Genomic DNA, 25,380 nt, shown 5'->3' with positions numbered 1-25,380 from the left:
GGCAGGCAGCGTAACCCTCGAAGATCGACTTCGGAACTCGGGCGCCGAATAGCGCGCGGGTCGTGGCGCCGGTAGTGGCAAGAAGGTCCACCGTGAGGCAGGCTGGGCAAATGCCTTTCACCGGTTCGACGTCCACTCCCAGCCAAGCGGCCGCTCTTCGTTTGTCGGCCCTCCTTCTCGGCGCCGGCACCATGCATTTCGTGGCGCCTTCCTTCTTCGACAGCACCGTTCCCCGCCAGCTTCCCGGACAGGCCCGCACCTACACCCAGGTGTCCGGCGTCGCGGAACTGGCGATCGGCGCTGCCTTGGCCGTGCCGAAGACCCGCAAGCTCGGCGCGGGCCTTGCCGCCGCGCTCTTTGTCGCCGTGTTCCCCGCCAACATCCAGATGGCGATCGACTGGTGCCGAAGCCCGAAGACGTCCACACCGCAGAAGATCGGTTCGATCGCACGTCTTCCCCTGCAGGTTCCGCTGGTGACCGAAGCACTCAAGGCTCGTCGAAACGCAAGCTAATCTTGCGCGCCTGCCGTTCGGATGAGGCGAGCGAGAGCCTCACCGTCCGGCAGGTTCTCGGGTGCGATGGTGCGACCCGATCGAACGTAGTGAAACGCCGCCCGCACCTTGTCGGCCGGAAACTGTTCGTTGCGCCCCGCCGAACGGGCTCTGGCCGACATCAATTCGGCCCAGGCCACCCGATACGCGGCCAACTGCATCACAACAGCGTCCTCGTTAGCGGCCGACGGTTCGGCACCGGTCTTCCAGTCGATCACCGTCCATCCGCCGTCGGGATCGGCGAACACAGCGTCGATCCGACCGCGGAGAACCGTTCCGGCAATGGATGTTTCGAAAGGAACTTCCACTTCGATCGGGCTGCGATTGGCCCACGGGGACCGCAGGAACGCATCCTGAAGTTTCACCAGATCGGTCTCGGGACCCGCGCCGGTATCCGCGGCGCCGGGTAGTTCGTCGAGATCCAACAGTCGGGTCGCACCGAACCTTCGCTCGATCCAGGCGTGAAAAGCCGTGCCGCGCCGAGCGAGCGGGTTCGGTGGGTACGGCAGTGGTCTACGCAGCCGTGCCGCGAGTTCATCCGGATCTGCCTTGAGGTCTACGAGCTGAGTCACCGAAAGCTGCGCCGGGAGAATCACTTCGGCACGCGCGTTTGCCCGGGCTTCGCGCTCGGCCAGGAGAACGTCGACGTCCGAGGCCCAGTTCTCCGGATCGTCCTCCGGTTCTTCCGTCTCTTTGCTGTCTTGCGGCAGCGATGCAAGTGCGGACAGGACGCTCGCGGCTCCGGCCTCGACCGCGCCGCGACGCGCACCCAGCGGGTCGGGCGGCCACTGCGCCGTACGGGGTGTGGAGGCCAACGGGTTCTCGGTGTCGGGTTCCGGTGCAGGCGCCCATTCCTCCACGACGCCGATCGCACCGCGTGAGTCTTCTTCACCGGCATCGTTTTCGGCCGTGACCATCTGATGCAGCTCGTCCAGGAACTCCGAAGGCCCCTTCGGTTCCGAACCGGATTCCGCCCAGTGATGCGCCGAGATGAACAGCGCCCGTTCGGTTCTGGTCAGCGCGACGTAGAACAGTCGCCGGTCCTCGTCCAGTCGACGGTTGGACAAGGCCTTCTTGTGCGCCGTGATCGCGTTCTCGAGGTCCTTGCGGTTGTAGAGCTCCTCGAGGTCGAGCACCGGAACTCCGTCGGCCGAATCCGCGTCGACCGCCCGGTCACCACGCAACGACGGTGGCAGTTCGGCGAGCGCCCCGAGCCACGATCCGGACGCGGTGGACGAGGGGAACACCCCGTCGCTGACATGCGGGATCGCCACTACTTCCCATTCGAGCCCCTTCGCCGAGTGCACGGTCAAGATCTGCACGCGATCCGGCGCCACCTCCACTTCGCCCGGAGTGAGGCCCTTTTCGATCTGTTCGGCGGCCGCGAAGAATGCGAGCATCCCGGGCAGATTGGCTGTTGGACGCGTCGCGTAATTGGCGACGACGTCGGCAAATGCGTCGAGATGCTCGCGGCCCGCGGTCCCGACGACACCGACTCGGGTTCGCGCGCCTGCCTCGATTCCGATACCGAGCACACGCTCGACCTCCGCCACCAGTTCGGTGAGCGGCTGGCCGATACGTTCGCGCAACGACGCCAACTCTGCCGCTATCGCGTTGATGCGTGTGTACCCGAGAGCTGAATAACGTTCTGCCGGGCCTGGATCGGAGATCGAATCGACCAATCCTGCTTGCTCGGCGTTCTCCCCCGGCAGCGCGTCCTGAACTGCCGAGGTGAGCGCCTCGGCGTCGGTGACCGCACCCGCTGTTCCGTATCCGGCGGAGATGGCAAGTTCGCGGGAGCGTTGCGAGAGTGCGGCGAGGTCCTTCGCGCCGATCTGCCATCTCGCTCCGGTGAGCAGCCGAACGGCGGCGCTGCCCGCCAGCGGATCGGCGACCACTCGGAGCATGGCGATCACGTCCGCCACCTCGGGTGTGTGCAGGAGCCCACCGAGTCCGACCACTTCGACGGGCAGACCTTTGGACCGCAAAGCCTCGGCCAGCGGGGCAGCATCGGCGTTGCGGCGGATCAACACCGCTGCCGTGGGCGTCGGGCGGTCTTCGGCACGAGCCGCCTCGTATTCTTCGGCGATCTTCTCCGCAACCCACTGACGTTCCTGTTCGACGTCTCCGAGCAGCGCCAGTCGAACGTCTCCGGCGACGGCTCCCGGCCGCGCACGAAGTGTGCTGACGGCCACACCGCGTCGGCGCAACGGTGCCGACGACAGGTTTGCCAGTTCGAGAGCCTCCGGCGGGTTACGCCAACTGGTGAGCAGTTCGAGCGTCGGAGCCGGCTTTCCGTTGGCAAGCGGGAAGTCGGTTGCAAACCGTGGCAGGTTGGCCGCCGACGCGCCTCGCCAACCGTAGATCGACTGCATCGGATCGCCGACGGCTGTCAGCGCCAACCGGCCGTCGGCTCCCCCACCGAACAACGAGGACAACAACACTCGCTGAGCGTGACCGGTGTCCTGGTACTCGTCGAGAAGAACTACCCGAAAGCGCTCACGCTCGGTTTGCCCGACCTCGGGATGTTCGGAGGCGACACGGGCCGACAGCGACATCTGGCTGCCGAAATCCAATGCGCCTTCACGCCGCAGCGTCTCACCCAGCCGGGCAACGAGGGGCAGTAGCTCGATGCGTTTGTGTTGCACATCAAGGTAATTCAACAGCTCTTTGCTCGGCCCACCCCGCTGTTTCGGACCGGCGGGCAGAGTGTGAATCAGCTTGTCCAACTCGGTGTGAGCCTCGAGCAACTGCTCGGGGTCGACCAGGTGCTCCGCCAACTGACCGGCAAGGGCCAGAACGGTTTCGGTGATGGACCCCGGATTCTTGTCGGTGTCCAGATCACTGTCCCAGCCGCTCACGACGCGGTGCGCAACCTGCCACAGTTCGGTCTCGGACAACAGCGTCGCCGAGGGTTCGATCGGCAACAGCAGTCCGTGCTCGGACAGCAACCGTCCCGCGTAAGCATGGTAGGTACTGACTTCGGGTTCCCCGGCCAGAATCCGGGAACGCACTCCGCCGGTCGGGTCGAGTGCCCGCAGAACGTCCGAACCCGCCAGTCGCGCCAAGCGCTTGCGGATTCGCGACGTGAGCTGTTGTGCCGCTTTGCGCGTGAAGGTCAATCCGAGAACGGCCTCGGGATCGACGAAGCCGTTGGCCACCAGCCACACGACGCGAGCAGCCATCGTCTCGGTCTTACCGGCACCGGCACCGGCGACGACCAATGTCGGACCGAGCGGTGCGGCGATGACAGCCGCCTGTTCCGGCGTCGGCGGGTGTTGACCGAGCGCGACCGCCAGGTCGACAGGATCGATCTTCGGTCGGCGTGCCTTCTGCGTCGCGGCAGCCACTTAGTTACTCACCTGTCGTCCCTCGTCGTGTGCCGGGCAACTCGAGCGCACCGGGCAATGTCTACATCCGTCGTTGACCCTGGCCAGATACTGCGGCCCTTGGGTCGCTGCCGCTGCGTTGTGGATGACGTCTCGCCACATCTCGACGGCTTCGGCCGTCAGCGGCGGCTGAACTCGCTGCGCCGCACCGTCTTTCTTGTTGGACTTGGCCACGAATACCAGGCGTGCACCGCCGGGTTGTGTGGCCGGTTCGCCGGCAATCGCACCTTCGGCCGCTGCGACCTGGTACGCCGCCAACTGCGCGTGAGATTGCGCGGCCTCGTTGCTGACAGGGTTTCGCGCAGTCTTGACGTCGACAACCACCGGACGGCCTTCGGTGTCGCGCTCGAGCCGGTCGATCCGGCCACGAAGCTTGACCGCAGGCGCTCCCTCCTCACGTGGTTCGAGGACCCCCTCGACCGCGACCTCGACGCCGACTTCGGTCAGTTCACCGCGAGTTGCGTTCATCCAGGCGGTGAACGTCGCCAGCATCTCCCGAGTTCGATTGAGTTCGCGGCGCGAGTACCACTGCGATCCCAGATCGATGGATTCCCAGGCATTTTCGAGTGCCTTCTCGACCTGATCCGGTGGAATCCGGCCGGCCAATGCCTGCACCAAGGTATGGACCAGCGTACCGGCGATCGCATGAGTGTTGTCTCCGTCGCTGCCGCCATGACGCTCGAACACCCATCGGAGAGGGCATGTTTCGAGAAGCTCGATGGTGGACGGCGATAGTGAAACCGGTCCGTCCTCGGGCTGCCACATGGGAGCAGCGGTACTCGGCTCGGCTGTGCCGTACCACTGATCCGGGTGCGCGCCGCGTACCCCGGCAGCAGCCAGACGTGCCAACTGGCGAGCGGCCCGGGAATGCTTCTCGGGGTCGAAATGCGCGATGTCGGGATCACACACGACGCTGCGAAGCTGTGCGACCAGTGCAGGCAGCGACAGAACCCGGGTATCCCCGGTCTCGGGTGCAACGACGTCGAGATCGGAGGACGGATCGTCCGAGTACGCGTCACCACGGATCAATTCGTCCACGAACCGCGAAGGCACCAAGTCGGTGTCCCCCGAAGCCGATTCGACTGCGGTGATCAGCAGACGGCGACGAGCACGGCTACAGGCAACCAGGAACAACCTGCGTTCTTCGGCCAGAAGCGGTGCGGTTCGCGAGAGTCGTTCGGCAGCCGAGTCACTGCCGTCGGAGACTCCGTTGACCAGGTCGATCAGCGCTTCGGTACGCAGTAGCGATCCGCGTGCCCGCAAACTCGGCCAGAGTCCCTCCTGCACACCCGCCACCGCCACGACCGCCCATTCGCGACCCGCCGCGGCGTGAGCGCTGACCACGGTGACGGCGTCGGGAGTGATGACCGATCGGCTCCGCGAGTCGGTCGGTATCTCCTGGCTGGTCAAGTAGTCGACGAAACCGGCGAGTTGCGAACGCGGCAACCGGTCGACGTAGTTGGCGGCCGCGTCGAAAAGTGCGACGACTGCGTCGAGGTCTCGATCGGCCTGTGAGCCGATAGGTCCGCCGCGCGCCGACGCAGCCGCCCAGCGTCGTTCCAGCCCCGTCGCCTGCCATGCTGCCCACAGAACTTCTTCGACCCCGAGACCTCGCTCGAGAGGCACTCGGGCCTTGCGAAGGACCGACAGCACGCGATTGAGTGCCGCAGCTTCGACGTCTGTCAACTTGCCCATGAGGCGCTTGGACTGCGCACGATCCTCGTCGATCAGAATGAGCCGCAACAACTCCGAGGAGTCCCGATCGCTTCCCGATGCCAACTCGACCCGGCGCAGGCCACGACGCAACCGGCGCAGGGTGACCGGCTCGGCGCCGCCGATGGGACCGGCCATCAGGGCAAGCGCCTCGTCGCCGGTGAACTGATCGCCGCCGAGCGCCCGAAGGACCAGCAGCAGGCCGGACACTCCGTGTTGCCTGGCCAGCGGCAATTCGGTGGCAGCGGTCGTGACGGGTACCCCGGCCGCGAGCAGGGCTCGCCGGAGAGGGGCGAGAGTGCGCGGGACCGACCGAACGATGACGGCCATGTCGGACCAAGCAATCCCGTCCAGCAGATGCGCCCGGCGCAAGGTATCTGCGACGACTGCCGCTTCTTTGGCCGTCGTACCGAGAACCCGCACCGACGCCCGCCCCGGGTCCTCATCGGCGAGATCGGATGGAACCGCGATGCGATGAGCGAGGTTGCCGGGCAGCCGCGCAGCGATCTTCGCCGCGATCGACGCGACGTCGGCGTTGTTGCGAAACGTGGTGGGCAGGACGATCTGGCGCTCGTCTCCGCGCTCGGCGAGTCCGAGTAGGAACGCCGAATCCGCACCGCGGAACCCGAAGACCGACTGATCGGGATCACCGGCGATGACCGTGCCCGCAGTTGCGGTTCCGATCAGCCGAACCAGTTGCGCCGCCTGCGGATCCAGATGTTGTGCGTCGTCGACGAGTAGGTGCCGGATCCGAGCGCGCTCGGAGCGAAGCAATTCGGGATCGGTGGCGAACGCGGTCAATGCCGCACCGATCAACTCGGCCGCGTCGAGCGCCGGCGCCGTCGCCTCCGGAGCCTCGACACCGACACTGCCGCGCAGCAGCACGCCTTGCTCGTAGGCCTCGGCGAACCGCCCGGCCGCCACCCACTCCGGACGTCCACGCTTCTTGCCGAGCTTGACCAGATCTTCGGGGCCGAGTCCGCGCTCGTTCGCTCGCAACATCAGATCTCGAAGTTCGACGGCAAAGCCGTTCAAACCCAATGCGGGTCGCAGGCGCTCCGGCCACCGGAGCGCACCGTCTTCTATGTCGCCGCGCAACATCTCTCGGAGCACCGAGTCCTGCTCGGCGCCGGTGATCAGGCGTGGCGGCGCGTTGCCGTGCGCTGCGGCTTGAAGCCGGAGTACGGCAAAGGCGTACGAGTGAACGGTGCGGACCAACGGCTCACGAGTTGCCTGCGGTCCGCGTTCTTGTTCGTACCCGAGCAACCCGGCCGTGATCTTCTCGCGGACCTGCGTCGCTGCCCGGCGCGACTGGGTGAGCACCAGGACCGATTCAGGATCTTCGCCACCGGAGATCTTCTGCACTGCCAGATCCACCAGAAGGGACGTCTTGCCGGTTCCGGGGCTGCCGAGTACCTGCCAGGGACTCCAGGCGGCCCCCGAGCCGAATGAAACAGGGCCGAACGCGAGTTGGAACGGATCCTCGGACGGCGGCGCGAACAGCCGGGCCGTCCCTTCGTCCCACGTTCGGGGTATCGGAGACGGCGCAGTTCGGTGCACCAACCGCGCCCGCGGAATGGTGACCTTGCTGCGTGTTGCCGTCTCACTCACCCAGGCATTCCACCAGAGCGCACCGACAACTCACACATCGCCTGCATCCGGCATGATTGACCTCGTGTCTGCACTCCATACGTATCTCTACGGACCCGTCGGGGCACCGGAGATCCTTTCGCTGCACGGTCTGACCGGTCACGGCCGACGTTGGCAGTCGATGGCCGAGAACCAACTGCCCGAAGCGCGCTGGATCTCGCCGGATCTACGCGGTCACGGGCGTTCCACCTGGGCTCCTCCGTGGAACATCGAATCCCACGTGGCGAGCCTGCTGGAGACGCTCGACGAACATGCCACCGGACCGGTGGTGATCGTCGCGCATTCTTTCGGCGGAATGCTGGCGCTGCACCTCGCGGCCACCGCACCGGAACGCATTCGTGGGCTCGTCCTGCTCGACCCGGCGATCGGGTTGGATCCGACTTTCATGCAGGAAGTGGCCGAACTCACAATCGGCTCACCGGATTACACCGATGCGGCAGAGGCCTACTCCGAGAAGATTCACGGCTCGTGGGGTGAGGTTCCCACCCAGGACCTCGACGTCGAGATGGCGGAACACCTGATCGAACTGGACAACGGACGCGTCAACTGGCGCCTGTCCACGCCCGCGATCGTGACCGGGTGGGGCGAACTCGCTCGCCCGATCGTGCTGCCTCCGTCGTCAATGCCCACCGTGCTGGTTCAGGCGATGAAGGTCCAACCGCCGTACGTCACCGACGAGTTCCGGGCAGCGCTCACCGAGCACCTCGGTGAAAATCTGACCGGTGTCGAATTCGACTGTGACCACATGGTCCCGCACGTACGGGCCGACGAAGTCGCCGCCCTCGTTCGCAGCATGCTCTGAAGGAACCGACATGGCAGCCACCACCGAAGAGCAGATCGAAGAGGTACGGCGCCTCATCGCGTCGATTCCGGCCGGTTTCGTGGCGACATACGGCGATATCGCTGATGCTGCAGGACTTTCCAGTGCTCGCACGGTCGGTTGGATCATGCGAACGGACTCTGCCGACCTGCCGTGGCATCGGGTTCTCGGCGCCTCCGGCAAACCGTCGGCGCACCTGGCTCATCGTCAGATCGCCAAGCTCGAACTCGAAGGCGTGCCGATCAAGGACGGTCGGATCGACCTGAAGAAAGCTCGGTATCACTTCTGATTCACGTGTCACCGGTCGTCGTGACGCGGGCGATGGGGCAGCATGGAGGTATGACCGTCACGCCGCCGACCGCCGCCCTCATTCTGGCGGGTGGTCGCGGGACCCGAATGGGTGGTGTCGACAAACCCGGCCTGCTCGTTCACGGCCGCAGGCTCCTCGACATCGCGCTTTCAGCGACGGCGCATCTGGACGCCGTCGTCGTGGTCGGTCCACATCGCCCTGAACTTGATCCTGGCATCACTCAAACTCAGGAAACTCCGGCCGGAGCCGGCCCTGTCGAGGCGATCTGGGCCGGATTGTCTGCGACCCGGTTACCCGACGACGCCGTGGTGGTGGTCCTGGCGTCCGATCTGCCGCACATCGAGGCCGTATCAGTCGACGCTTTGATAGCTGCCACGTCGACGGACAGTCCGGTGACGTGTGCCGTGGACGAGAACAACCGAACCCAATTCCTGCTCTCCGCGTGGACATTTCGCGAGCTCCGGCAACGCCTGTCCACATTGCGGGAGAGTTCGGGGTTGGAGAATCAACCTATGAAAGCGATTGTCACCGAACCGTTCTCGACGCTGCGTGTCACTGGCACCACTGACTGCGACACACCGGCGGACATCGACCGCGCGCGAAACCATCCGCGCCTGACGATCGAGCAAGCCCGCGCCGCCGTCAGGAACTCACTGACAGCATTGTCACCACATCGGGCCGCCCTCGCCGACAGTCTCGGAGCAACGCTCGCGCAGCCTCTCGTCGCCCTGGGTGATCTTCCTCGATCCGATGTCTCGGCGATGGACGGGTACGCCGTCTCCGGCGAGGGTCCCTGGCGAATCCGCACCGAGATCCGTATCGCGGGCGCCGACGGGCAACTCGAACTCGGTGAAGGCGAAGCGATTCGCATTGCCACGGGAGCACACCTGCCCCTCGGCGCCACCTCGGTGATTCGTGACGAGTATCTGTCCGTCGACGAGCCATCTCGGATGGTACGGAGACTGCCGGATGCGCCGCACCGCAACGACGCTCGACCACGAGGGGAAGATTGGACCACCGGATTCACGATCGCTCCGACCGGTACCGCGGTGACTCCGGCGGTGGTCTCCGCAGCTGCCAGCGGCGAGGTATTCGACGCCCTCGTCCGTGGTCCGGTACGGGCACGCGTGATAGTCACCGGCGACGAGATCCGGCGGACCGGTCCACTGCGTGAAGGTCAGACCCGCGACTCCGTCGGTGGGATTCTCCCCTACCTACTGGAAAGCAACGGCGTACGGTGCGTGGCGAATTCGCACCTGAGGGACACGGCCGACAGTTTCGAGCGTGTACTGGCGGATGCGACTGAACAGGACCTGCTTGTTGTCATTGGTGCGACGGGCGGCGGCGCTGCCGACGAAATGCGCAGTGCGCTCGATCGACTCGGCGCTCGCACGATTGTCGGGCGAGTCGCATCGCGCCCGGGCGGATCTCAGATAACGGCTGTCCTGCCCAGTGGTCGGGTGGTTCTCGGCCTCCCCGGCAACCCGTACGCCGCAGTGACCACCCTGTTGACGATGCTGCCCACCGTCGTGGCCGCCTTGACGGGAAGCGACACACCACCGCCACTGCTCGGCATCATCGAGAACGCCGCTGCGGTGACTTCCGATGCGGTACGCCTACTGCCGGTCACACAATCCGCCGACGGTCGCTGGCGCGCCGAACGGTCTGTACGTACCGCACACCTGGCGGGGTTGATCGGGCGCTCCGCGTTTGCACTCGTTCCGCCACACGCGGAAGACGGTGCCGTAGCCGAAGTGGTTGTCCTCCCACGCTGATCGGGTCAGTCGTTTGGGCGCCTACGCCGGTTGACCCCGACCACGCCGACCACTGTCGCAAGCACCAGCGAATACACGCCCCACAGCACCAAGAACGGCAGCAACCAGCCGGCATCAACGGTCTGACCGCGCGGTCCGACGCAGTACAGCGTGAAATTGGTGGACGTACCGTCGCCGTCGGAAAAGGTATCCGAGACGACCATCGCGCTCGATGTGGGAGCTTCACAGAAAATCGGCGCCAAATGAGCGACCTGTCCTGGCCAGATCACCGAAGACAGTAGTGCAGCAAAGATTCCCACGACCACGATCACCACTACGGAGATCAGCAACGGAGCGATACGGCGGCTCACAGCGGGTGCACCAGGAAGGGAGCTCCGTCAGGCTCGAAGACCACCAGCGCCCGCGAGCGTGGAGATTCCACCATCACGGATGCGCGAATCGCCTCGGTGCGACTGACCGAGATCCCGGTGACTTCGCCGTCGTCGACACCGCTGTTCTCCAGCGCGTCGTCGACCAACTTCTCGAGGTTCGTCAATGCCGGCACTTGATCCAGCGTGAACGATCGTGCATCGAGATCGTCGGTGACACTGACTTGCACGGGGCTCGGCTCGCCGAGAATGACTCCGTCGAAAGAGAATCTGTCGAGCTGGGTCGGCTTCCCGGGGTCTCGAACGGTGACTCCGAGCGTCTCGATCGGGCTGATGTCGATGCTGGTCACCGATACCGCGTCGACGCCGTATCTATGTGCGAGGCTGTCGAACCCGCCTCGCACCAACTCCGACGTCATCCCACCGCCACGTTCGCGCATCTGATTGTCGAAATCCATCCGATCGACGGCACCGATACATCCGCTCAGACTCGTGGCCGCCAAAGCGATGGCTACCGTCCACAGCGCCGACCGCACCTGCGAGGACGCGAATTTCATGAGCGGAGCGTACCGCGAGTGTCCGGTTCCATCCCGGTGGACTGCGCGTCGCACGAATTACTGTCGGCGACTCGTGGGATCATCGCGCCATGAATCGTGTCGACGAAGGATTCGAACCGCCGGACGCATTGGTCGAGTGGTGCCGCTCCCGCACCTTTCCACTGCACGTCCTCGACGACGAAGCCACCGTCGACCTGGATTGGTGGAACGCACACCTGAAGGACGCCGGCCACACCATCAGCCTTCGCGGGCGTGATCTCGACGGCAAAGTGATCACCGAAGGCCGAGCCATCGTTCAACGCAACGACCTTCGCCCGTCGAGCGATCTCGTTGTCGCCCAGCACGACGGCCTCGGACTACTGTTTCTCTGCGCGGCCTGGCAGGGCTCGCACGAGAGCCGACGTTTCACACGGCGGTTCCCCAACGTCTTCAATCCCCATCACCGCGAGGACGAGGATCCGCTGACCCAGATCACAGCCATTCTCGATCACTGCTCGAAAAACAAGTCGATGCCCGTCGTCCGGCGCGACACCTGGTCCGGGTGGCCACTCACCCCCGGTGTCGGGGTATCGCTGATGGCCGCTTTCATGTGGGCAGTGGGCGTACAGGACGAAGGCCGACGCGCTCAGATGATCGACCAGTACGGAGTCTCGACGCTCATCCACGAGGGCTGGCTCGAGGATCCTTCCGTCACCGGCTTCACGACGCGTCGCTACCGCCGGTACTGCGAACTTCTCGACAGCTGGGCCTATGCCGCCGGCACCCAACCCGAGATCGTCGAGATGTGGTTGGTGAAAAGGTGGAGTGCGCGGTTGGCCCAAGCACGCAACGACGTGAGCGCCCCCACCCTGTTCTAACTCTCAGAACGGCTGCATCTCAGAACGGCTGCATCTCAGAACGGCTGCATCTCAGAACGGCCAGGCAGGGAGAGTCGGCAGCCCCACCCTCGTCGGCCTCCCGACCAACCAGGCCAAGGTCTCCGCGTCGGACAGTGACGGCACTCGTACACCCGGGACCGCCGTCTCGAGTGCGCCCAACTGACTGGCGAGAGTGAATTCCACGAACTCGGCAGGCCAGTCGTGGCAGGTGTAACCGATGTCGAGGTCCATCAGGTGAATCTCGATCTCGTTCCAGCGCAGGATCGGTAGATCGAATGCCGTCACAGGTTTGCGCCACGGCACCGGTGTGTCCAGTCGATCTGTCGGGATCTCGCACAACGCGTCGACCAGCCTCGTTCCCGAGAAGCGGTAGTCGAGGGCCAACAATTCAGCCGGGCGATCTGCGCCCTCTTCGATTGCAGCATTGCGCGCATCCGGCCCCCCTGGATACATCTCCCCCGATTCGCCGCCCTGCACGCCGGCAACAAATCTGCCCAGCGCGTCGGCGTTGCGCGACATGTGCGTCACGACGTGTCCCCGACTCCACCCGGGGAGCCCGGAGGGCTCCCGCGCCTGCTCTTCGGTCAGTGCACCGATGAGAGCCTGTGCCTTGACGTCGGATTCACGAACTGCTGCGACCAGGTCGGCATACGTCGGCGTTACGGAGTGAGACGTCATGCAGCGATACTAGTTCCCTTCGCGCACTCTCATACCGATTCACGACAAGGTCCACCACTCCCGGATCGACGCCGAGCGGTTCGGTCACACCATCGGCTCCTGCAGCGTGCAACCTTTCGTGGAACAGCCCGTGCGCGAGGAGGTACGAGGCGACAAAAACTCGCTTCGCGCCGCGAACGCGTGCTGCTGCAACAACATCGGCTACCTTCGGCTCCCCGGTCGCGATGTACCCGATGTCGACACGAGTCCCCGCCGCTTCGGCAAGCATCAGCGCAGCACGCTCGACGTCTCGCAGCGCCCGCGCATCGGACGACCCGGCGGCAGCAAGCACTGTCGCGTCACCCGGATTCCACCCCGCTTCGGTCAAGCGCCGAAGCAGCACGCGTGCAAGCGCCGGATCGGGTCCGAGTGCGGGCGTCACACTCACAGCCGAGTGCTCACTGATCGCCACTTCGCGTCGAACATCGGTGTGAACGTGGTAGCCGGACGCCAGGAACGCCGGTACGAGAATCGCTCGCCCCGGAGTGTCCCGGAGGACTTCCGAAGGTGACGGACCGAGCACATCGACAAAGGCAACGCGCGTGCGTCCGACGCGCGTGCCGACGGCGTCGGCCAGTGCGGCAACCATTTCCACGCCACGTGCACTACGCGTGCCATGAGCTACCAGGACGAGGACATCGTCATCGCGTTGCATAGTCACCTGGATTCTGTACGTAGTCGCCGGGGTCGAGGGCAAGTCGATAGCCCCGCTTGACCACCGTCTGAACGGCTTTGGGCGCGCCGAGGCACGCGCGCAATCTGGCGACGGCGGTCTCGACGGCATGGGTGTCGCCGCCGCCGCCGGGAAGAGAAGCCAGCAGTTCGTCGCGGGAGACGACTCGACCGGGGCTGGCACCGAGAGTGCGGATCAACGACATCGCAGCCGGCGGCAATTGCTTCACTTCACCGTCCACGACTACGCAACCGCCGCGAATGCTGATTTCGTGTTCGCCGGCTTGAATCTTGTTGGCTCGCTGCGGGAGTTCGTCGACGATGTGTCTCGCGAGCGCGCCCAGACGTGCCCGCGCCGGGGCTGTGGTCGGTACATTCAAGGCTTCGAGCGGCGCCGAGGTGACCGGGCCGACGCACATGGCCGCCACCGGACCCCGCATCGCGTCGAGAATGTCTCCGAGATCCCCGGTCTTGTCGGCTCGCATCAACATCGAGGCTACGGCCGGTGCACTGGTGAAACTGACGGCGTCGATTCCGGCTGACGCGATGGCGTCGATCATCCGGTCGAGCAGCGTCGGATCCTCCGGCGGTTCCCATCGATAGACGGGCACCGCGATGACCTCGGCGCCGGCCTCGCGCAACACCTGACAGAAGTCGGGAATCGGCTCCCACTCGGTGGTCGCACCATGCAGTTGTACAGCGATCCGCTTTCCCGAGACACCTTCTGCCAGAAGATGTTCGAGCACCTCGGCGGAAGACTCGGATGCCGGTGACCATTCCTCACGAAGGTCGGCCGCGCGGATTGCTCCCTTGGCCTTCGGTCCGCGCGCGAGCAGACGAGCCGAGCCCAACGCGGATCCGAGATTTTCCGCCTCACCCCACCCGTCGGCTGCTTCCAGCCAACCCCGGAATCCGATCCCGGTGGTGGCGACAACCACCTCGGGAGGATCCGAGATGATCTGCTGTGTCACCCTTTCGAGCTCACGGTCGTCGGCCAACGGAATGATTCGAATCGCCGGAGCGTGAACGACATCCGCTCCCCGACGAGTCAGCAAGGTCGCGAACTCCTCGGCGCGGCGCGAAGCAGTGATACCTACCGTGAATCCAGCCAACGGCATGTCGTCACTCACGAGACTGCATCGGCGACAGTCGAGCGAACACCCTGCATCTGCAAGCTGTGTACCTGAACGACTCCAGCCCACACGCGAACGCCGTACACCGGCAGCGCAACCGACGAGTCGTCCAGCGCCCGGCCGTCGACCAGCGAGAACGCCTGCTTGAGCAGTGGCGAGACCACGATCGGTTCACCGTCCCGGTCGCCGACGAGTCCGCGAGACATCACCGCGGCGCGGCCGTACGGATCGAAGTTGCTGACAGCCCGGAGTGTGCCGTCCTCGAGTAGGAACAGTGCCACCTGCTCGCCGCCGCGAAGAAGCACGGCAACTCCGCGCCCAGGGATCAGATGGCTCAGCGGGCAGGCCGACGTCCATTCGAGTCGATCCGAATCCAGCTTGGCGATCTGCGCATCGATGACACTCATCGAAGTCCTCCTGTCGATCCGGCGACAACGTCGCGCGGGTTCTTGTCTACGTTTCTACTGATCCCGTGTTTCCCACGGGTTACGCGACTATTACCGGCGCGTGGGGATGCTCGGCATGCCCATCAGGACCGGAACCTTGCGCACTCCGGTCTCGTCGAACACAACCGTCGGGTCGGCTTCTTCCGGTGCGTTGACGAACGAGACGAACCTCGACAATTTCTCCGGATCACCCAGCACACCGGCCCATTCGTCCTGGTAACCCTCGACGTGCTTGGCCATCAGTGCCTCGAGTTCTTCGCCGATACCCAGGCTGTCTTCACAAATCACGGCCTTGAGGTGATCAAGTCCGCCTTCGAGTGATTCGACCCACGGCGCCGTGCGCTGGAGGCGATCGGCAGTACGGATGTAGAACATGAGGTAGCGGTCGATGTACTTGACCAAGGTCGCGTCGTCGAGGCCTCCGGCAAGCAACTGAGCGTGTTTGGGCGACTGTCCGCCGTTACCGCCCACATACAGATTCCAACCGTTCTCCGTCGCGATGACGCCGACGTCCTTGCCTCGCGCTTCGGCACATTCACGGGCGCAACCCGAGACGCCGAACTTGATCTTGTGCGGCGAACGCAGACCGCGGTAGCGATTCTCGAGGTCGACGGCCATACCCACCGAATCCTGGACACCGTAGCGGCACCAACTCGAACCGACGCAACTCTTGACCGTCCGGAGGGACTTGCCGTACGCCTGACCCGATTCCATCCCGGCGTCGACGAGGCGCTTCCAGATCGCGGGCAACTGTTCGACGCGGGCACCGAACAAGTCGATGCGCTGACCGCCGGTCACCTTCGTGTACAAGCCGAAGTCTCGCGCCACTTCTCCGATGACGATGAGTTGCTCACCCGTGACCTCGCCGCCCGGCATCCGAGGTACCACGGAGTACGTACCGTTCTTCTGGATGTTCGCGAGGAAGTGATCGTTGGTGTCCTGCAACGACGCCTGCTGGCGGTGCAGGATGTGATCGGAGTCCGTCGAGGCCAGAATCGAAGCGACTACGGGCTTGCAGATGTCGCAACCGGCGCCCTTGCCGTACTTGGCGATCAGCGCCGAGAAGGTTCTGGTCTGCGTCGACTGGACGATCTGGAACAACTCGGCGCGCGACTGCGCGAAATGTTCGCACAGTGCCTTCGACATCACGACGCCGGAATCGGCCAGCAGCTGCTTCACGGTGGGAAGGCAACCGCCACAAGTGGTTCCGGCGCTGGTGCACGCCTTCACCGAAGCGATGTCGCATGCGCCGGCTGCGATTGCACCGCAGATGGCTCCCTTCGTCACGGCGTTGCACGAGCACACCTCGGCGTCGTCGGGCAGCGAGCCTGCACCCGGCTTCTCCCCCGCAGGCGAGATCAATGTCGCCGGGTCACCGGGTAGTTCGCGACCGACCAGCGGGCGCAGCGACGCGTAGGCCGATGCGTCACCGACAAGAATGCCGCCGAGCAGGATCTTCGCGTCGTCGGAGACCACGAGCTTTGCGTACGTCCCCTTGGACGCGTCGCTGAGGACGACTTCGAGGGCGCCCGGTGAGGTCGCCATCGCGTCACCGAAACTGGCGACGTCGACGCCCATGAGCTTGAGCTTGGTGGACATGTCCGCGCCCGGGAAATCCGCGGCGCCGCCGAGCAGACGATCGGCCACGATCTCGGCCGTCGTGTAACCGGGAGCGACCAGACCGTAGCAACGGCCTTCCACCGCAGCACATTCGCCGACGGCATAGATGTTCTCGTCCGAAGTCACGCAGCCGAGGTCGGTCAGAATGCCACCGCGCTCCCCCACTGCGATGCCGGCGTCGCGGGCCAGCTGATCACGCGGACGTACTCCGGCGGAGAAGACGAGCAGCGACGCGTCGATGGTGGAGCCGTCGGAGAGTTCGACCACGATTCCGTTGTCGGCCTGCGAAATTCCCGCCGTCCCGACTCCGGTGTGGACAGTGAGCCCGAGTTCGGTGACGAGGCGAGCGAGCAGTGCGCCGCCACCCTCGTCGACCTGCATCGGCATCAATCGCGCATTGTGTTCGACGACGTGTGCCGTCATCCCCATGAGCGAGAGAGCATTTGCGGCCTCGAGTCCAAGCAAACCTCCGCCCACCACGACGCCGACAGCGCCAGGACCAGCCTTCTCGGCGGCGGCCCGGATACCGTCGAGGTCGTCGAGGGTGCGGTAGACAAAACATCCGTCGCCGTCGTGCCCCGGTACGGGAGGCACGAACGGATACGAACCGGTCGCCATCACCAAAGCGTCGTAGGAGATCGTCTCGCCGGTTGTCGTCGTGACCGTGCGTGCATCTTTGTCGATCGAGAGCGCGCCTTCCCCCACTCGGAGATCGACCAGGCCGTCACCGACGTAATCGTTGCCGGCCAGTGCCAATTCCTTGGGGTCCCACGCTCCGACGTACGAGGACAGCCCGACTCGGTCGTACGCTGCGTACTGCTCGTCGCAGAGTACGGTCACCGACCAGTTGTTCGCTTCGTCGCGCGAACGCAGTGCCTCGACGAATCGGTGTCCGACCATTCCGTGTCCGATGACAACAACCGACTTGCTCATGACGCCTACTTCCTGAGGTACGAGATAGTTCTGAGATTCCGCGGACCGCTCACGCCGTGACTGCGACCTTCGCCTCGTCGACGTCTGTGGTCAGCGTCGACGGCTTGCGCAGGAAGACGAACCAGGTGACTGCGATGCAGGCGATGTAGAAGGCCAGGAACACCCAGAAGGCCATGGTCGCCGACTTCGCGGGGCTGCTGTACGACGCGCGCAGCACCAGGTTGATGCCGACGCCGCCCAAACCGCCTACCGCACCGGCAAATCCGATGAGAGCGCCGGAGATACTGCGCGACCACGTCGCCTTCTCGCTTCGATCCATGTGGTCGAAGCTCTGAGCCTTCGCCTCGAAGATCGCCGGGATCATCTTGTAAACGGATCCGTTTCCGATGCCGGAGAGCAGGAACAGAGCGATGAATCCGAGAACGAATGTCACCATGATCCCGGCGCTGGCGACGCCGGCGGTGTTGTCGTCCATCGTTCCGGCCGTCACGAGTATCGATGCCGCGAATGCCATGGCGACAAACGTCCACATGGTGATCTTGCCGCCGCCGATGCGGTCGGCCAGTTTGCCACCGAGCGGCCGGGCGATCGAACCGAGGAGTGGTCCGATGAAGGCGATCTGTGCTGCATGCAGCGCCGCCGCGGCCGGAGTGGCACCGCCGGCGAGGAAGTTGATCTGCAGAACCTGACCGAAGGCGAAGCTGAATCCGATGAAGGAACCGAACGTACCGATGTACAGGAAGCTGATCACCCACGACTCGGAGAACTTGAGTGCCTTGGCCATGGAGCGCAGGTCCGACTTCTGGTTGCCCAGGTTGTCCATGAACAGCGCGGCACCGACGGCGGCGGCTGCAATGAACACGAGATAGACGGCGCAGACGATCCACGGAGCGCGGTTACCGACGGTGGCGATCACCAGCAGACCGATCAGCTGAATCATCGGCACACCGATATTGCCGCCGCCGGCATTGAGACCGAGCGCCCACCCCTTGAGGCGTTGCGGGTAGAAGGCATTGATGTTGGTCATCGACGACGCGAAGTTGCCGCCGCCGATACCTGCAGTGGCCGCTACCAACATGAACGTGGTGTACGACGCACCCGGGTTCATCATCAGGTAGAGCGTGAGAAGTGTTGGCACGAAGAGGAACAGCGCACTCATGACGGTCCAGTTACGACCGCCGAACCGTGCGGTGGCAACCGTGTAGGGAATACGGAGGACCGACCCGACAAGTGTGGGCACTGCGACGAGGAAGAACTTTCCGGCCGCGTCGATGCCGTAGATATCCGTCGGCATGAACAACACCATCACGGACCAGATCGACCAGATCGAGAAGCCGACGTGTTCGGCTACCACTGACCAGATCAGGTTCCGCTTCGCGATGTCCTTGCCGCCGGATTCCCAGGCGTCGACGTCCTCTGCATCCCAATGCTCGATGTAATGACTCACCAGGGCCTCCTGAATATGTTGGAGACCCAAAGGTAGAAAACGGTTATTGCGCCGGTGCTGCGTGCGATGACCGCGAAGTCAATTGATCCTCACCCGGTAACAAGACCGGGTGTGAGCTAGTTTTTCGCAGGTGCGTGCCAGGAATCCTCGAGCATCCGAGGCTTGCATGCCTGGTAAGCGCCCAGGAGCACCACGACCACCGCGACGACGAGCAGGCCGAACGGCGCAGCGTATCCACCGGACACGTCGTGGAAAACGCCGAACAGGAGCGGACCGAGGCAGGCAACGGAGTAGCCGATGCCCTGGGTGAAGCCGGACAGTGCCGAGGAACCGATGTGCGAACGAGTACGCAGGTTGATCAGCGTGAGCGACATCGGGAACGTGCTCGGACCGAGGCCCAGGACGACAACCCACACGACCGGCGCCGCCATCGGGGCAAAGTACAGCCCGCCCATGCCGACCAGGTAGCAGACGGCACACGCGATCACGACAGGGAAGGGATTGGCCATGCGGGCGCACAGCGTCGGTGCACCGAAAGCTGCGACGAGCCCGATCACCGAGAACATTCCGACCATCGTTCCGCCGAAGGCGTCACTGGCTCCGGCGTCACGAAGGATCGAGGGAATCCACGTGAACATCGAATACGTGATCAGTGAGGTCATGCCGAACATGCCGGCCATCCCCCAGGCCACGGGAGAACGCCAGACCTGACCGCGTGGCTGTTCTGCCACTGCCGCAACCGAATCCGATGAATTCTCGACGGACCCGGCTTCGTTCGCGCGAGCCTTGCGCGAGCGAGCGAGGGTGATCAACCACGGCACTGCTGCGGCGAAGCCGAAGGCGGACCACCAGCCGATCGAGAACCGCCACCCGAAGGCGTCGGCAACGGGGACTGCGACGAACGCCGGAACGATGGTGCCGATCTGCACGGCCACGATGTAGACCGAACTCATGGTGGCGAGGCGATCCGAGAAGTACCGCTTGACCAACGGTGGGATCACGACATTGCCGATTCCCATGCCTGCCAGTGCCAGAGCCGAGAGGGCCAGCAACGACCATGTCTGAGACATCATGGCGCGCAACAGCATTCCGACGCCGGCCATGAGCATCGCAACGAGGGCCGTTCGCTCGAGCCCGATACGTTTCGCGATGGCGGGAGTGACGAGACCGAAGATGGCGAACATTGCGGTCGGAACCATGCCGAAGACACCGACGATCGAGGCGGAGAAGCCGATCTCGTCGCGAATCTCGGCCGCCAAAGGCGAGAACGAGGTCACCGCAAGTCGAAGTACGAGCGCAGACATCGCAATCGCTGCGAAGACGAGCACACGGCCTTGTACCAACGAGCGGGTTTCGGTTCTCTCCAGTTGAGCAGTCACCGGGAAATCATAGGATGACCGGACGAACTCGCACAAGCGCGGTAATCTAACGTCACATTCACACCACTTACCCGGACCCGAGGAAACAACCACGTGCAACCCGTTCGACGCGCAAGTCTCATCTCTCAGGTCACCGAACAACTCCGCAACGAGATCCGGAGCGGAACCTGGCCGATCGGTTCCAAAATCCCCACCGAACCGGAACTGTCGGAGTTGACCGGCACCGGTCGCAATACCGTGCGCGAGGCGGTCCAGGCGCTCGTTCACGCCGGAATGCTGGAACGTCGTCAAGGATCTGGCACCTACGTCGTTGCCGTCTCCGACCTCGGTGGCACTCTGGGCAACTACTTTGCCGGCGCCCACCAGCGGGATGTACTCGAACTACGGCGCGCACTCGACATCACCGCGGCCACCCTGGCCGCCGCACGGCGAACCAAAGACGACATCGCCGAACTGACGCGACTACTCGAGCTTCGCACCGCTTCGTGGGAGGGTCAGGACGTCGACGCCGCCACCACCGCGGACGTCGCCCTGCACCGAGCAATCGTCGCGGCCAGCCACAACGAGGTCTACCTGGAGTTCTACGACTCCCTGCTCCCGGTCATCGAGACCACGATCCAACAGCACATCGATGCAACCGGCGAAGGATTCCACTCGCAGCACGCGAACCTCGTCAACGCTGTCGTCGACGGGAACACCGTGGCCGCCTCGAACGCCGCACGCGAGCTGTTCGAGGGCCTGGTCTCGGACTTCGGTACCGGCGCCCCGATCTAGAGCAGCAAGCGCACGATGTCGGACGTACGGGCCAACCCCGGGAACGCGTCCGCCGTCGAGCGAGGATGCAGAACATGAACCGCCAAGCGGAACATCACCGCACGTAGAAGCATCTGTGGCCACTCGGGGAGATCTTCCCACCGGCCGACCAGTGCCTCGTCGGCACCGCCCCACGAGATCGCGTCGACCACAGCGACGGCGGCGGCCCACGCAGCCGGCCGCCAATACGGCGTGATGTCGGTGATTCCGGGCGCCATACTGCCCGAGAACAGCACTGTCCCGAACAGATCGCCGTGCACGAGCTGGTCCGGGCTCTGCACCGGCTTACGCAAAGTAGCGAGCCCGGCGATCAGTTCCAGACTTTTGCGACCGTCAGGAGTGGGCGTCTCGAGTTGCTCGACGCCCTTCGCGATCCTCAGCGGAACCGTTTCCCATGCCGCGCGATCAGCGGCGACGAATACGTCGACCTCGGCCCACGGCGGCACGGGCGGTTGCGCAAGGAAGCGCGGGCGCTCGAGCGAGGCCGTCGCCGCATGCAGTCGGCAGGACATCGAGACCACTTCGTCGTGACGTGGTTCCGGCGATCCGACGATGAAGGTGTCGGCACGCCAGCCCGAGACGACGTAACGACCGTCGGTCGAACGCACCGGTCGAGCCAGCCGAACGCCGTCGACTTCGAGGTTCTCTCGCACCTTCGCCGACCACGCTGCGCGGGCATGATCCGCGACTGCTGAAAGGACGACGTCTCCACACAGCCACCCGCCGTCCCAATCCGCACCGAGTGGGATGGGATCGACTTCACGGAGGCCGAAGGTGGAGCACACGTGCTGGGGAGGTTGGCCTGTGCTCACACCCCAACGCTACCGGTGCGCGGCGCCGCCTCCCGCGAGGCGCGCCTAGTAGACCGGCAGACTCGCATCCACCTGGTTCGCCCAGGCGATCGCGCCGCCTTGAACGTGGACCGCGTCGGAGAAACCGGCGTTCTTGAGAAATGCGAGTGCCTCGGCGGAACGAATGCCGGTTTTGCAGTACAGCACTATCTGCTTGTTCTGCGGCAACGTCGCCAGAGCTTCACCGGACAGGATGCGGTCCTTCGGGATCAGCACGGCCCCCGGCAGATGCATGATGTCCCATTCAACCGGTTCTCGTACGTCGACCAGCTCGATCGACCGTCCCTCGCCGATCATGGCCTCCAGTTCGGGCGCCGTGATCGTCGAACCGACAGCAGCGGCACTCGCCTCTTCGGACACGACACCGCAGAACGCGTCGTAGTCGATCAAGGCGGTGACGGGCACGCGGGTCGGATCACGCTGAAGGCGGATCGTCCGGAACGTCATCGCAAGTGCGTCGTAGATCATCAGGCGTCCGAGAAGCGGTTCGCCGATCCCCGTGATGAGCTTGACCGCCTCGGTCGCCATGATCGAACCGACGGTCGCAGGCAGGACTCCGAGCACACCACCCTCGGCGCACGAGGGGACCATGCCTGGCGGCGGCGCCTCCGGGTAAAGATCGCGATAGTTCAGTCCCGCGCCGTCCGGGGCGTCTTCCCAGAAGACCGAGACCTGCCCTTCGAAGCGGTAGATCGAGCCCCACACGTACGGCTTTCCCGCGATGACGGCAGCATCGTTGACGAGGTACCGCGTCGCGAAGTTGTCCGTACCGTCCAGGATCAGGTCGTACTCGGAGAACAGTTCGACCGCGTTGGAGTTGTCCAGGCGGAACTCGTGCAACCGGACGTCGACGTGCTCGTTGATTTCGAGAATCGACTCCTTCGCACTGAGCGCCTTCGGGCGTCCGACGTCGGAGCGTCCGTGAATCACCTGACGCTGCAGGTTCGACATGTCGACCTCGTCGAACTCGACGATCCCGATGGTGCCCACTCCTGCGGCCGCGAGATAGAGCAGTGCCGGTGAACCCAATCCACCGGCGCCGATGAACAGGACTCGTGCATTCTTGAGCCGCTTCTGACCGGTCATGCCTACGTTCGGGATGATCAGGTGCCGGCTGTATCGGGCAACTTCCTCCCGGCTCAACTCGGCTGCCGGCTCCACCAGTGGTGGCAATACGACGGGTGTTGCAGACACCGCGAAACACTCCTAGTTCAAGACGAGATCAGGGATTCTCGATCCGGTCACGCTCGGGGGTACGGCCACGGATTGAAGCGGCACGTGAGTCCGTTCATCGGAACGACGCCCTCGGGATCAAGCCTAGCGATGTCGTTGTTCGCGGTTCCGAAGGTCTGCTGCATCATGATCGGTGCGAGTCCGCCTTCGGTCTCGCACGGCTGATGAGCGGCGTATCCGATGGCATGGCCGACCTCGTGATTGATCTGATACTGCCGATACGAGCCGATGTCGCCCTGGAACGAAATGGCGCCTCGCACCCATCGCGGTTCGTTGAGCAGGACTCGGTCCATGCTCGGGTTGTAGCAGGATCCTTCGAGTTCGATTTCGTATCCACAGCCTTCGCGGATCGTCATCTGTGAGGTCAAGGAGATCCGGAAGTCCGGCTCGCCGGCGTCGACGCGCCGGAACGCGACCTTGGGATCGTTGGTCCAACTCTTCGGATTGGCCAGTGTCTGGTCGACCATGCGTCCGTACGATTCGTCTCCGCCGAAGCCGGTCGTGTCGACGCCGTCCTCGATCTCGACCGTGTACGTGAACTCGCGTTCGGTTCCCTGTCCAACCTTGCCCGTCGTACCTGGTACGACGTGCCACGTTCCACCCCCCGCGACGGTGAACGGACCACCGTCGGGAAGGGCACCGGACGGTATCGACGAGGCAAAAGTTCCGTCTCCGGCCGGTGGGGCGCCGATGACGTCGGTTCCGTCGGTGCTGTGCGCGAGGTCGGCGGTGGCCGACGTCTTGCTCGCGGAGTCTGTGGCGTCCGGCCGTACCGCATCGACGATCACAAGAATGGTGAGCACCACGAGAACCGGAATCGCGTAGGCCCGCCAACCGTAGGTCGAGACGAAGCGCCCGAGCTTGCTCTGCTTTCGCGCTGCCCGGTCCGGTCGCGGATTACGCGGGGTTCGGCCCACTTCTCGTTTGGTCGGATCCCATTGGGCGCGCAAAGGCTGATGGGAGGAAATGCCGCGATAGTCGCGTTCGCCGTAGGCACGATCATCCGGCACCTCCGGCCGACGTTCGTCGCGAGGCGCTCCAGTTCCGCTACGCATTCGACGTTCCTCACGTTCAGGGTTCTGCGTAGTTCGTCCACGCATGCGCGGTCCCCCTGGGTCAGTCACGTCGTCCAGAATCTCACACACGGCAAGTCGCTCGCCCGGGCTGACCGAAACTTGCTGGTCCTGGCGTGTCATGGCAGCCCGTCCTGTAACGAGAAAGACCGCTGGTCTCGCTCACCGAGGCACGCGCGACTCGCCCGGGCGACACACGGTATCGTTCATTCGGCTACGACCGGTGTGACGGAGGATACTGGCGGGTACGCACACGCGACTCGCGGATCCGCGCGCCGACCGAATTACTTTTGCTCAGATTGGAAGCGACATGACAGAACTCGCGGATCGGACTGACTCCGATCGCGGTACAACGGCTGGCAAGCCTGCCGGAACACGTCGCAGCACCCGCCTCCCCCGCGATGCGCGCCGCCTCCAGCTCCTCGCAGCTGCAAGTGAGGTATTCGTTGCGAACGGGTACCACTCGGCCGGCATGGACGAGATCGCCGAATGTGCCGGTGTCAGCAAGCCAGTTCTGTACCAACATTTCCCAGGCAAACTCGAACTGTACGTCGCAGTCCTGCAGAGTTACGTCGACAGCCTCATCTCGGGTGTACGCCAGGCCCTGCGATCGACGACGGACAACAAACAGCGTGTCCGCGCCGCGGTCCAGGCGTTCTTCGACTTCGTCGACAACGACTCCCAGGGCTTCCGCCTGGTGTTCGAGTCCGACATCATGGGCGAACCTCAGGTCCAGACACGCGTCGAACAAGCCACCGAAGCCTGCGTCGACGCCGTGTTCGACCTGGTGAGTCAGGATTCCGGACTCGATCCGTACCGTGCGCGCATCCTTGCGGTCGGTCTTGTCGGTGCCAGCCAGTTCACTGCGCGGTACTGGCTCGAAGCCGCGCGGCCGATCCCGAAGGAAGAAGCCGTGGAAATCACCGTGACCCTCGCGTGGGGCGGTCTCTCACACGTGCCGCTGCAAGCCGAAACGAAGTAACCGGAACCCGAACCCGAACGAGAATGGGCGGGCAGTCTCACGACTGCCCGCCCATTCTGCTGTTACAGCT

21 protein-coding genes are annotated in these 25,380 nt (G+C 64.4%); 7 read left to right on the top strand and 14 right to left on the bottom strand.

Going from position 1 to position 25,380, the window contains the following annotated elements; translation table 11 throughout:
• Nucleotides 1-110: 110 nt before the first annotated feature.
• Nucleotides 111-512: a DoxX family protein gene (locus ACVZUB_RS11405; RefSeq protein ID WP_003942341.1), complete on the top strand. Its 402-nt coding sequence runs from the start codon at nucleotides 111-113 to the stop codon at nucleotides 510-512.
• On the opposite strand, the gene ACVZUB_RS11400 is transcribed toward ACVZUB_RS11405, so the two are convergent.
• Nucleotides 509-3,901, bottom strand: coding sequence for an ATP-dependent helicase (locus ACVZUB_RS11400; protein ID WP_073512807.1), 3,393 nt, complete (start codon nucleotides 3,899-3,901; stop codon nucleotides 509-511). The genes ACVZUB_RS11405 and ACVZUB_RS11400 overlap by 4 nt on opposite strands.
• Entirely contained in the window at nucleotides 3,902-7,264 is a 3,363-nt protein-coding gene (locus ACVZUB_RS11395; RefSeq protein WP_165638257.1) for a PD-(D/E)XK nuclease family protein, read from the bottom strand.
• A gap of 52 nt (nucleotides 7,265-7,316) precedes the next feature.
• On the opposite strand from ACVZUB_RS11395, the gene ACVZUB_RS11390 reads away from it, so the two are divergent.
• Genes ACVZUB_RS11390 through ACVZUB_RS11380 form a run of 3 tightly spaced genes read left to right on the top strand, consistent with a single transcriptional unit; the run spans nucleotide 7,317 to nucleotide 10,208 of the window.
• Nucleotides 7,317-8,105: an alpha/beta hydrolase gene (locus tag ACVZUB_RS11390; protein WP_054187621.1), complete on the top strand. Its 789-nt coding sequence runs from the start codon at nucleotides 7,317-7,319 to the stop codon at nucleotides 8,103-8,105.
• Nucleotides 8,106-8,115: 10 nt separating this feature from the next.
• Complete coding sequence (locus ACVZUB_RS11385) at nucleotides 8,116-8,412, top strand: MGMT family protein (RefSeq protein WP_003942322.1); 297 nt, start codon at nucleotides 8,116-8,118, stop codon at nucleotides 8,410-8,412.
• Nucleotides 8,413-8,462: 50 nt separating this feature from the next.
• Nucleotides 8,463-10,208, top strand: a complete 1,746-nt coding sequence (locus ACVZUB_RS11380) for an NTP transferase domain-containing protein (protein ID WP_341514193.1) — start codon at nucleotides 8,463-8,465, stop codon at nucleotides 10,206-10,208.
• A 5-nt stretch (nucleotides 10,209-10,213) separates the two neighbouring features.
• Here ACVZUB_RS11380 and ACVZUB_RS11375 read toward each other — a convergent pair whose 3' ends face one another.
• Together ACVZUB_RS11375 and ACVZUB_RS11370 are read right to left on the bottom strand one after the other, a co-directional pair.
• Nucleotides 10,214-10,558: a hypothetical protein gene (locus ACVZUB_RS11375; RefSeq protein ID WP_003942308.1), complete on the bottom strand. Its 345-nt coding sequence runs from the start codon at nucleotides 10,556-10,558 to the stop codon at nucleotides 10,214-10,216.
• A complete protein-coding gene (locus ACVZUB_RS11370; RefSeq protein ID WP_058226480.1) occupies nucleotides 10,555-11,133 on the bottom strand; it encodes a hypothetical protein in 579 nt (192 codons plus the stop codon). Before ACVZUB_RS11370 ends, ACVZUB_RS11375 begins: the two co-directional genes overlap by 4 nt.
• Before the next feature lie 89 nt (nucleotides 11,134-11,222).
• Here ACVZUB_RS11370 and ACVZUB_RS11365 point away from each other — a divergent pair, with 89 nt between their 5' ends.
• Nucleotides 11,223-11,990 carry an 8-oxoguanine DNA glycosylase OGG fold protein gene (locus ACVZUB_RS11365; protein WP_003942311.1) on the top strand — a complete coding sequence of 256 codons (768 nt, stop codon included), beginning with the start codon at nucleotides 11,223-11,225 and terminating at the stop codon, nucleotides 11,988-11,990.
• 51 nt (nucleotides 11,991-12,041) lie between these two features.
• Here ACVZUB_RS11365 and ACVZUB_RS11360 read toward each other — a convergent pair whose 3' ends face one another.
• From ACVZUB_RS11360 to ACVZUB_RS11330, 7 genes are all read right to left on the bottom strand, one after another.
• Complete coding sequence (locus ACVZUB_RS11360) at nucleotides 12,042-12,689, bottom strand: maleylpyruvate isomerase family mycothiol-dependent enzyme (protein ID WP_007731241.1); 648 nt, start codon at nucleotides 12,687-12,689, stop codon at nucleotides 12,042-12,044.
• A complete protein-coding gene (locus ACVZUB_RS11355) occupies nucleotides 12,634-13,383 on the bottom strand; it encodes a sirohydrochlorin chelatase (RefSeq protein ID WP_037130090.1) in 750 nt (249 codons plus the stop codon). Before ACVZUB_RS11355 ends, ACVZUB_RS11360 begins: the two co-directional genes overlap by 56 nt.
• Nucleotides 13,370-14,530 (bottom strand): uroporphyrinogen-III synthase, encoded by a 1,161-nt coding sequence (locus ACVZUB_RS11350; protein WP_003942336.1) that lies wholly within the window; start codon nucleotides 14,528-14,530, stop codon nucleotides 13,370-13,372. The genes ACVZUB_RS11355 and ACVZUB_RS11350 overlap by 14 nt, the downstream gene beginning before the upstream one ends.
• Nucleotides 14,527-14,940 carry a nitrite reductase small subunit NirD gene (gene nirD / locus ACVZUB_RS11345; RefSeq protein WP_003942316.1) on the bottom strand — a complete coding sequence of 138 codons (414 nt, stop codon included), beginning with the start codon at nucleotides 14,938-14,940 and terminating at the stop codon, nucleotides 14,527-14,529. The genes ACVZUB_RS11350 and nirD overlap by 4 nt, the downstream gene beginning before the upstream one ends.
• A 90-nt stretch (nucleotides 14,941-15,030) precedes the next feature.
• Nucleotides 15,031-17,532 (bottom strand): nitrite reductase large subunit NirB, encoded by a 2,502-nt coding sequence (gene nirB / locus ACVZUB_RS11340; RefSeq protein WP_070386895.1) that lies wholly within the window; start codon nucleotides 17,530-17,532, stop codon nucleotides 15,031-15,033.
• 49 nt (nucleotides 17,533-17,581) lie between these two features.
• A complete protein-coding gene (locus ACVZUB_RS11335; protein ID WP_085989607.1) occupies nucleotides 17,582-18,982 on the bottom strand; it encodes an MFS transporter in 1,401 nt (466 codons plus the stop codon).
• 113 nt (nucleotides 18,983-19,095) lie between these two features.
• Complete coding sequence (locus tag ACVZUB_RS11330; RefSeq protein WP_482628424.1) at nucleotides 19,096-20,358, bottom strand: CynX/NimT family MFS transporter; 1,263 nt, start codon at nucleotides 20,356-20,358, stop codon at nucleotides 19,096-19,098.
• Between the two features lie 93 nt (nucleotides 20,359-20,451).
• On the opposite strand from ACVZUB_RS11330, the gene ACVZUB_RS11325 reads away from it, so the two are divergent.
• Nucleotides 20,452-21,132: a FadR/GntR family transcriptional regulator gene (locus ACVZUB_RS11325; RefSeq protein ID WP_482628423.1), complete on the top strand. Its 681-nt coding sequence runs from the start codon at nucleotides 20,452-20,454 to the stop codon at nucleotides 21,130-21,132.
• On the opposite strand, the gene ACVZUB_RS11320 is transcribed toward ACVZUB_RS11325, so the two are convergent.
• The 3 genes from ACVZUB_RS11320 to ACVZUB_RS11310 are packed head-to-tail and all read right to left on the bottom strand — an operon-like array spanning nucleotide 21,129 to nucleotide 24,310.
• Nucleotides 21,129-21,983, bottom strand: a complete 855-nt coding sequence (locus ACVZUB_RS11320) for a TIGR02569 family protein (protein ID WP_007731227.1) — start codon at nucleotides 21,981-21,983, stop codon at nucleotides 21,129-21,131. The genes ACVZUB_RS11325 and ACVZUB_RS11320 overlap by 4 nt on opposite strands.
• Before the next feature lie 45 nt (nucleotides 21,984-22,028).
• Nucleotides 22,029-23,216 (bottom strand): adenylyltransferase/sulfurtransferase MoeZ, encoded by a 1,188-nt coding sequence (gene moeZ, locus ACVZUB_RS11315; RefSeq protein ID WP_003942292.1) that lies wholly within the window; start codon nucleotides 23,214-23,216, stop codon nucleotides 22,029-22,031.
• A gap of 47 nt (nucleotides 23,217-23,263) precedes the next feature.
• Nucleotides 23,264-24,310, bottom strand: coding sequence for a DUF3152 domain-containing protein (locus ACVZUB_RS11310; protein WP_007731223.1), 1,047 nt, complete (start codon nucleotides 24,308-24,310; stop codon nucleotides 23,264-23,266).
• A 328-nt stretch (nucleotides 24,311-24,638) separates the two neighbouring features.
• Here ACVZUB_RS11310 and fasR point away from each other — a divergent pair, with 328 nt between their 5' ends.
• A complete protein-coding gene (gene fasR, locus ACVZUB_RS11305) occupies nucleotides 24,639-25,310 on the top strand; it encodes an HTH-type transcriptional activator FasR (RefSeq protein ID WP_003942309.1) in 672 nt (223 codons plus the stop codon).
• Nucleotides 25,311-25,380 lie beyond the last annotated feature (70 nt).

Source organism: Rhodococcus sp. OS5, assembly GCF_056837585.1.
This window is presented reverse-complemented; position numbering and strand designations above follow the sequence as displayed.

What these genes read in the sequence shown, in the direction of transcription:
- nirB (WP_070386895.1), bottom strand. Translation starts at nt 17,532, where the DNA reads ATGAGCAAGTCGGTTGTTGTCATCGGACACGGAATGGTCGGACACCGA.
- ACVZUB_RS11370 (WP_058226480.1), bottom strand. Translation starts at nt 11,133, where the DNA reads ATGAAATTCGCGTCCTCGCAGGTGCGGTCGGCGCTGTGGACGGTAGCC.
- nirD (WP_003942316.1), bottom strand. Translation starts at nt 14,940, where the DNA reads ATGAGTGTCATCGATGCGCAGATCGCCAAGCTGGATTCGGATCGACTC.
- ACVZUB_RS11355 (WP_037130090.1), bottom strand. Translation starts at nt 13,383, where the DNA reads ATGCAACGCGATGACGATGTCCTCGTCCTGGTAGCTCATGGCACGCGT.
- ACVZUB_RS11310 (WP_007731223.1), bottom strand. Translation starts at nt 24,310, where the DNA reads ATGCGTAGCGGAACTGGAGCGCCTCGCGACGAACGTCGGCCGGAGGTG.
- ACVZUB_RS11360 (WP_007731241.1), bottom strand. Translation starts at nt 12,689, where the DNA reads ATGACGTCTCACTCCGTAACGCCGACGTATGCCGACCTGGTCGCAGCA.
- ACVZUB_RS11365 (WP_003942311.1), top strand. Translation starts at nt 11,223, where the DNA reads ATGAATCGTGTCGACGAAGGATTCGAACCGCCGGACGCATTGGTCGAG.
- ACVZUB_RS11380 (WP_341514193.1), top strand. Translation starts at nt 8,463, where the DNA reads ATGACCGTCACGCCGCCGACCGCCGCCCTCATTCTGGCGGGTGGTCGC.
- ACVZUB_RS11390 (WP_054187621.1), top strand. Translation starts at nt 7,317, where the DNA reads ATGATTGACCTCGTGTCTGCACTCCATACGTATCTCTACGGACCCGTC.
- ACVZUB_RS11385 (WP_003942322.1), top strand. Translation starts at nt 8,116, where the DNA reads ATGGCAGCCACCACCGAAGAGCAGATCGAAGAGGTACGGCGCCTCATC.
- fasR (WP_003942309.1), top strand. Translation starts at nt 24,639, where the DNA reads ATGACAGAACTCGCGGATCGGACTGACTCCGATCGCGGTACAACGGCT.
- ACVZUB_RS11405 (WP_003942341.1), top strand. Translation starts at nt 111, where the DNA reads ATGCCTTTCACCGGTTCGACGTCCACTCCCAGCCAAGCGGCCGCTCTT.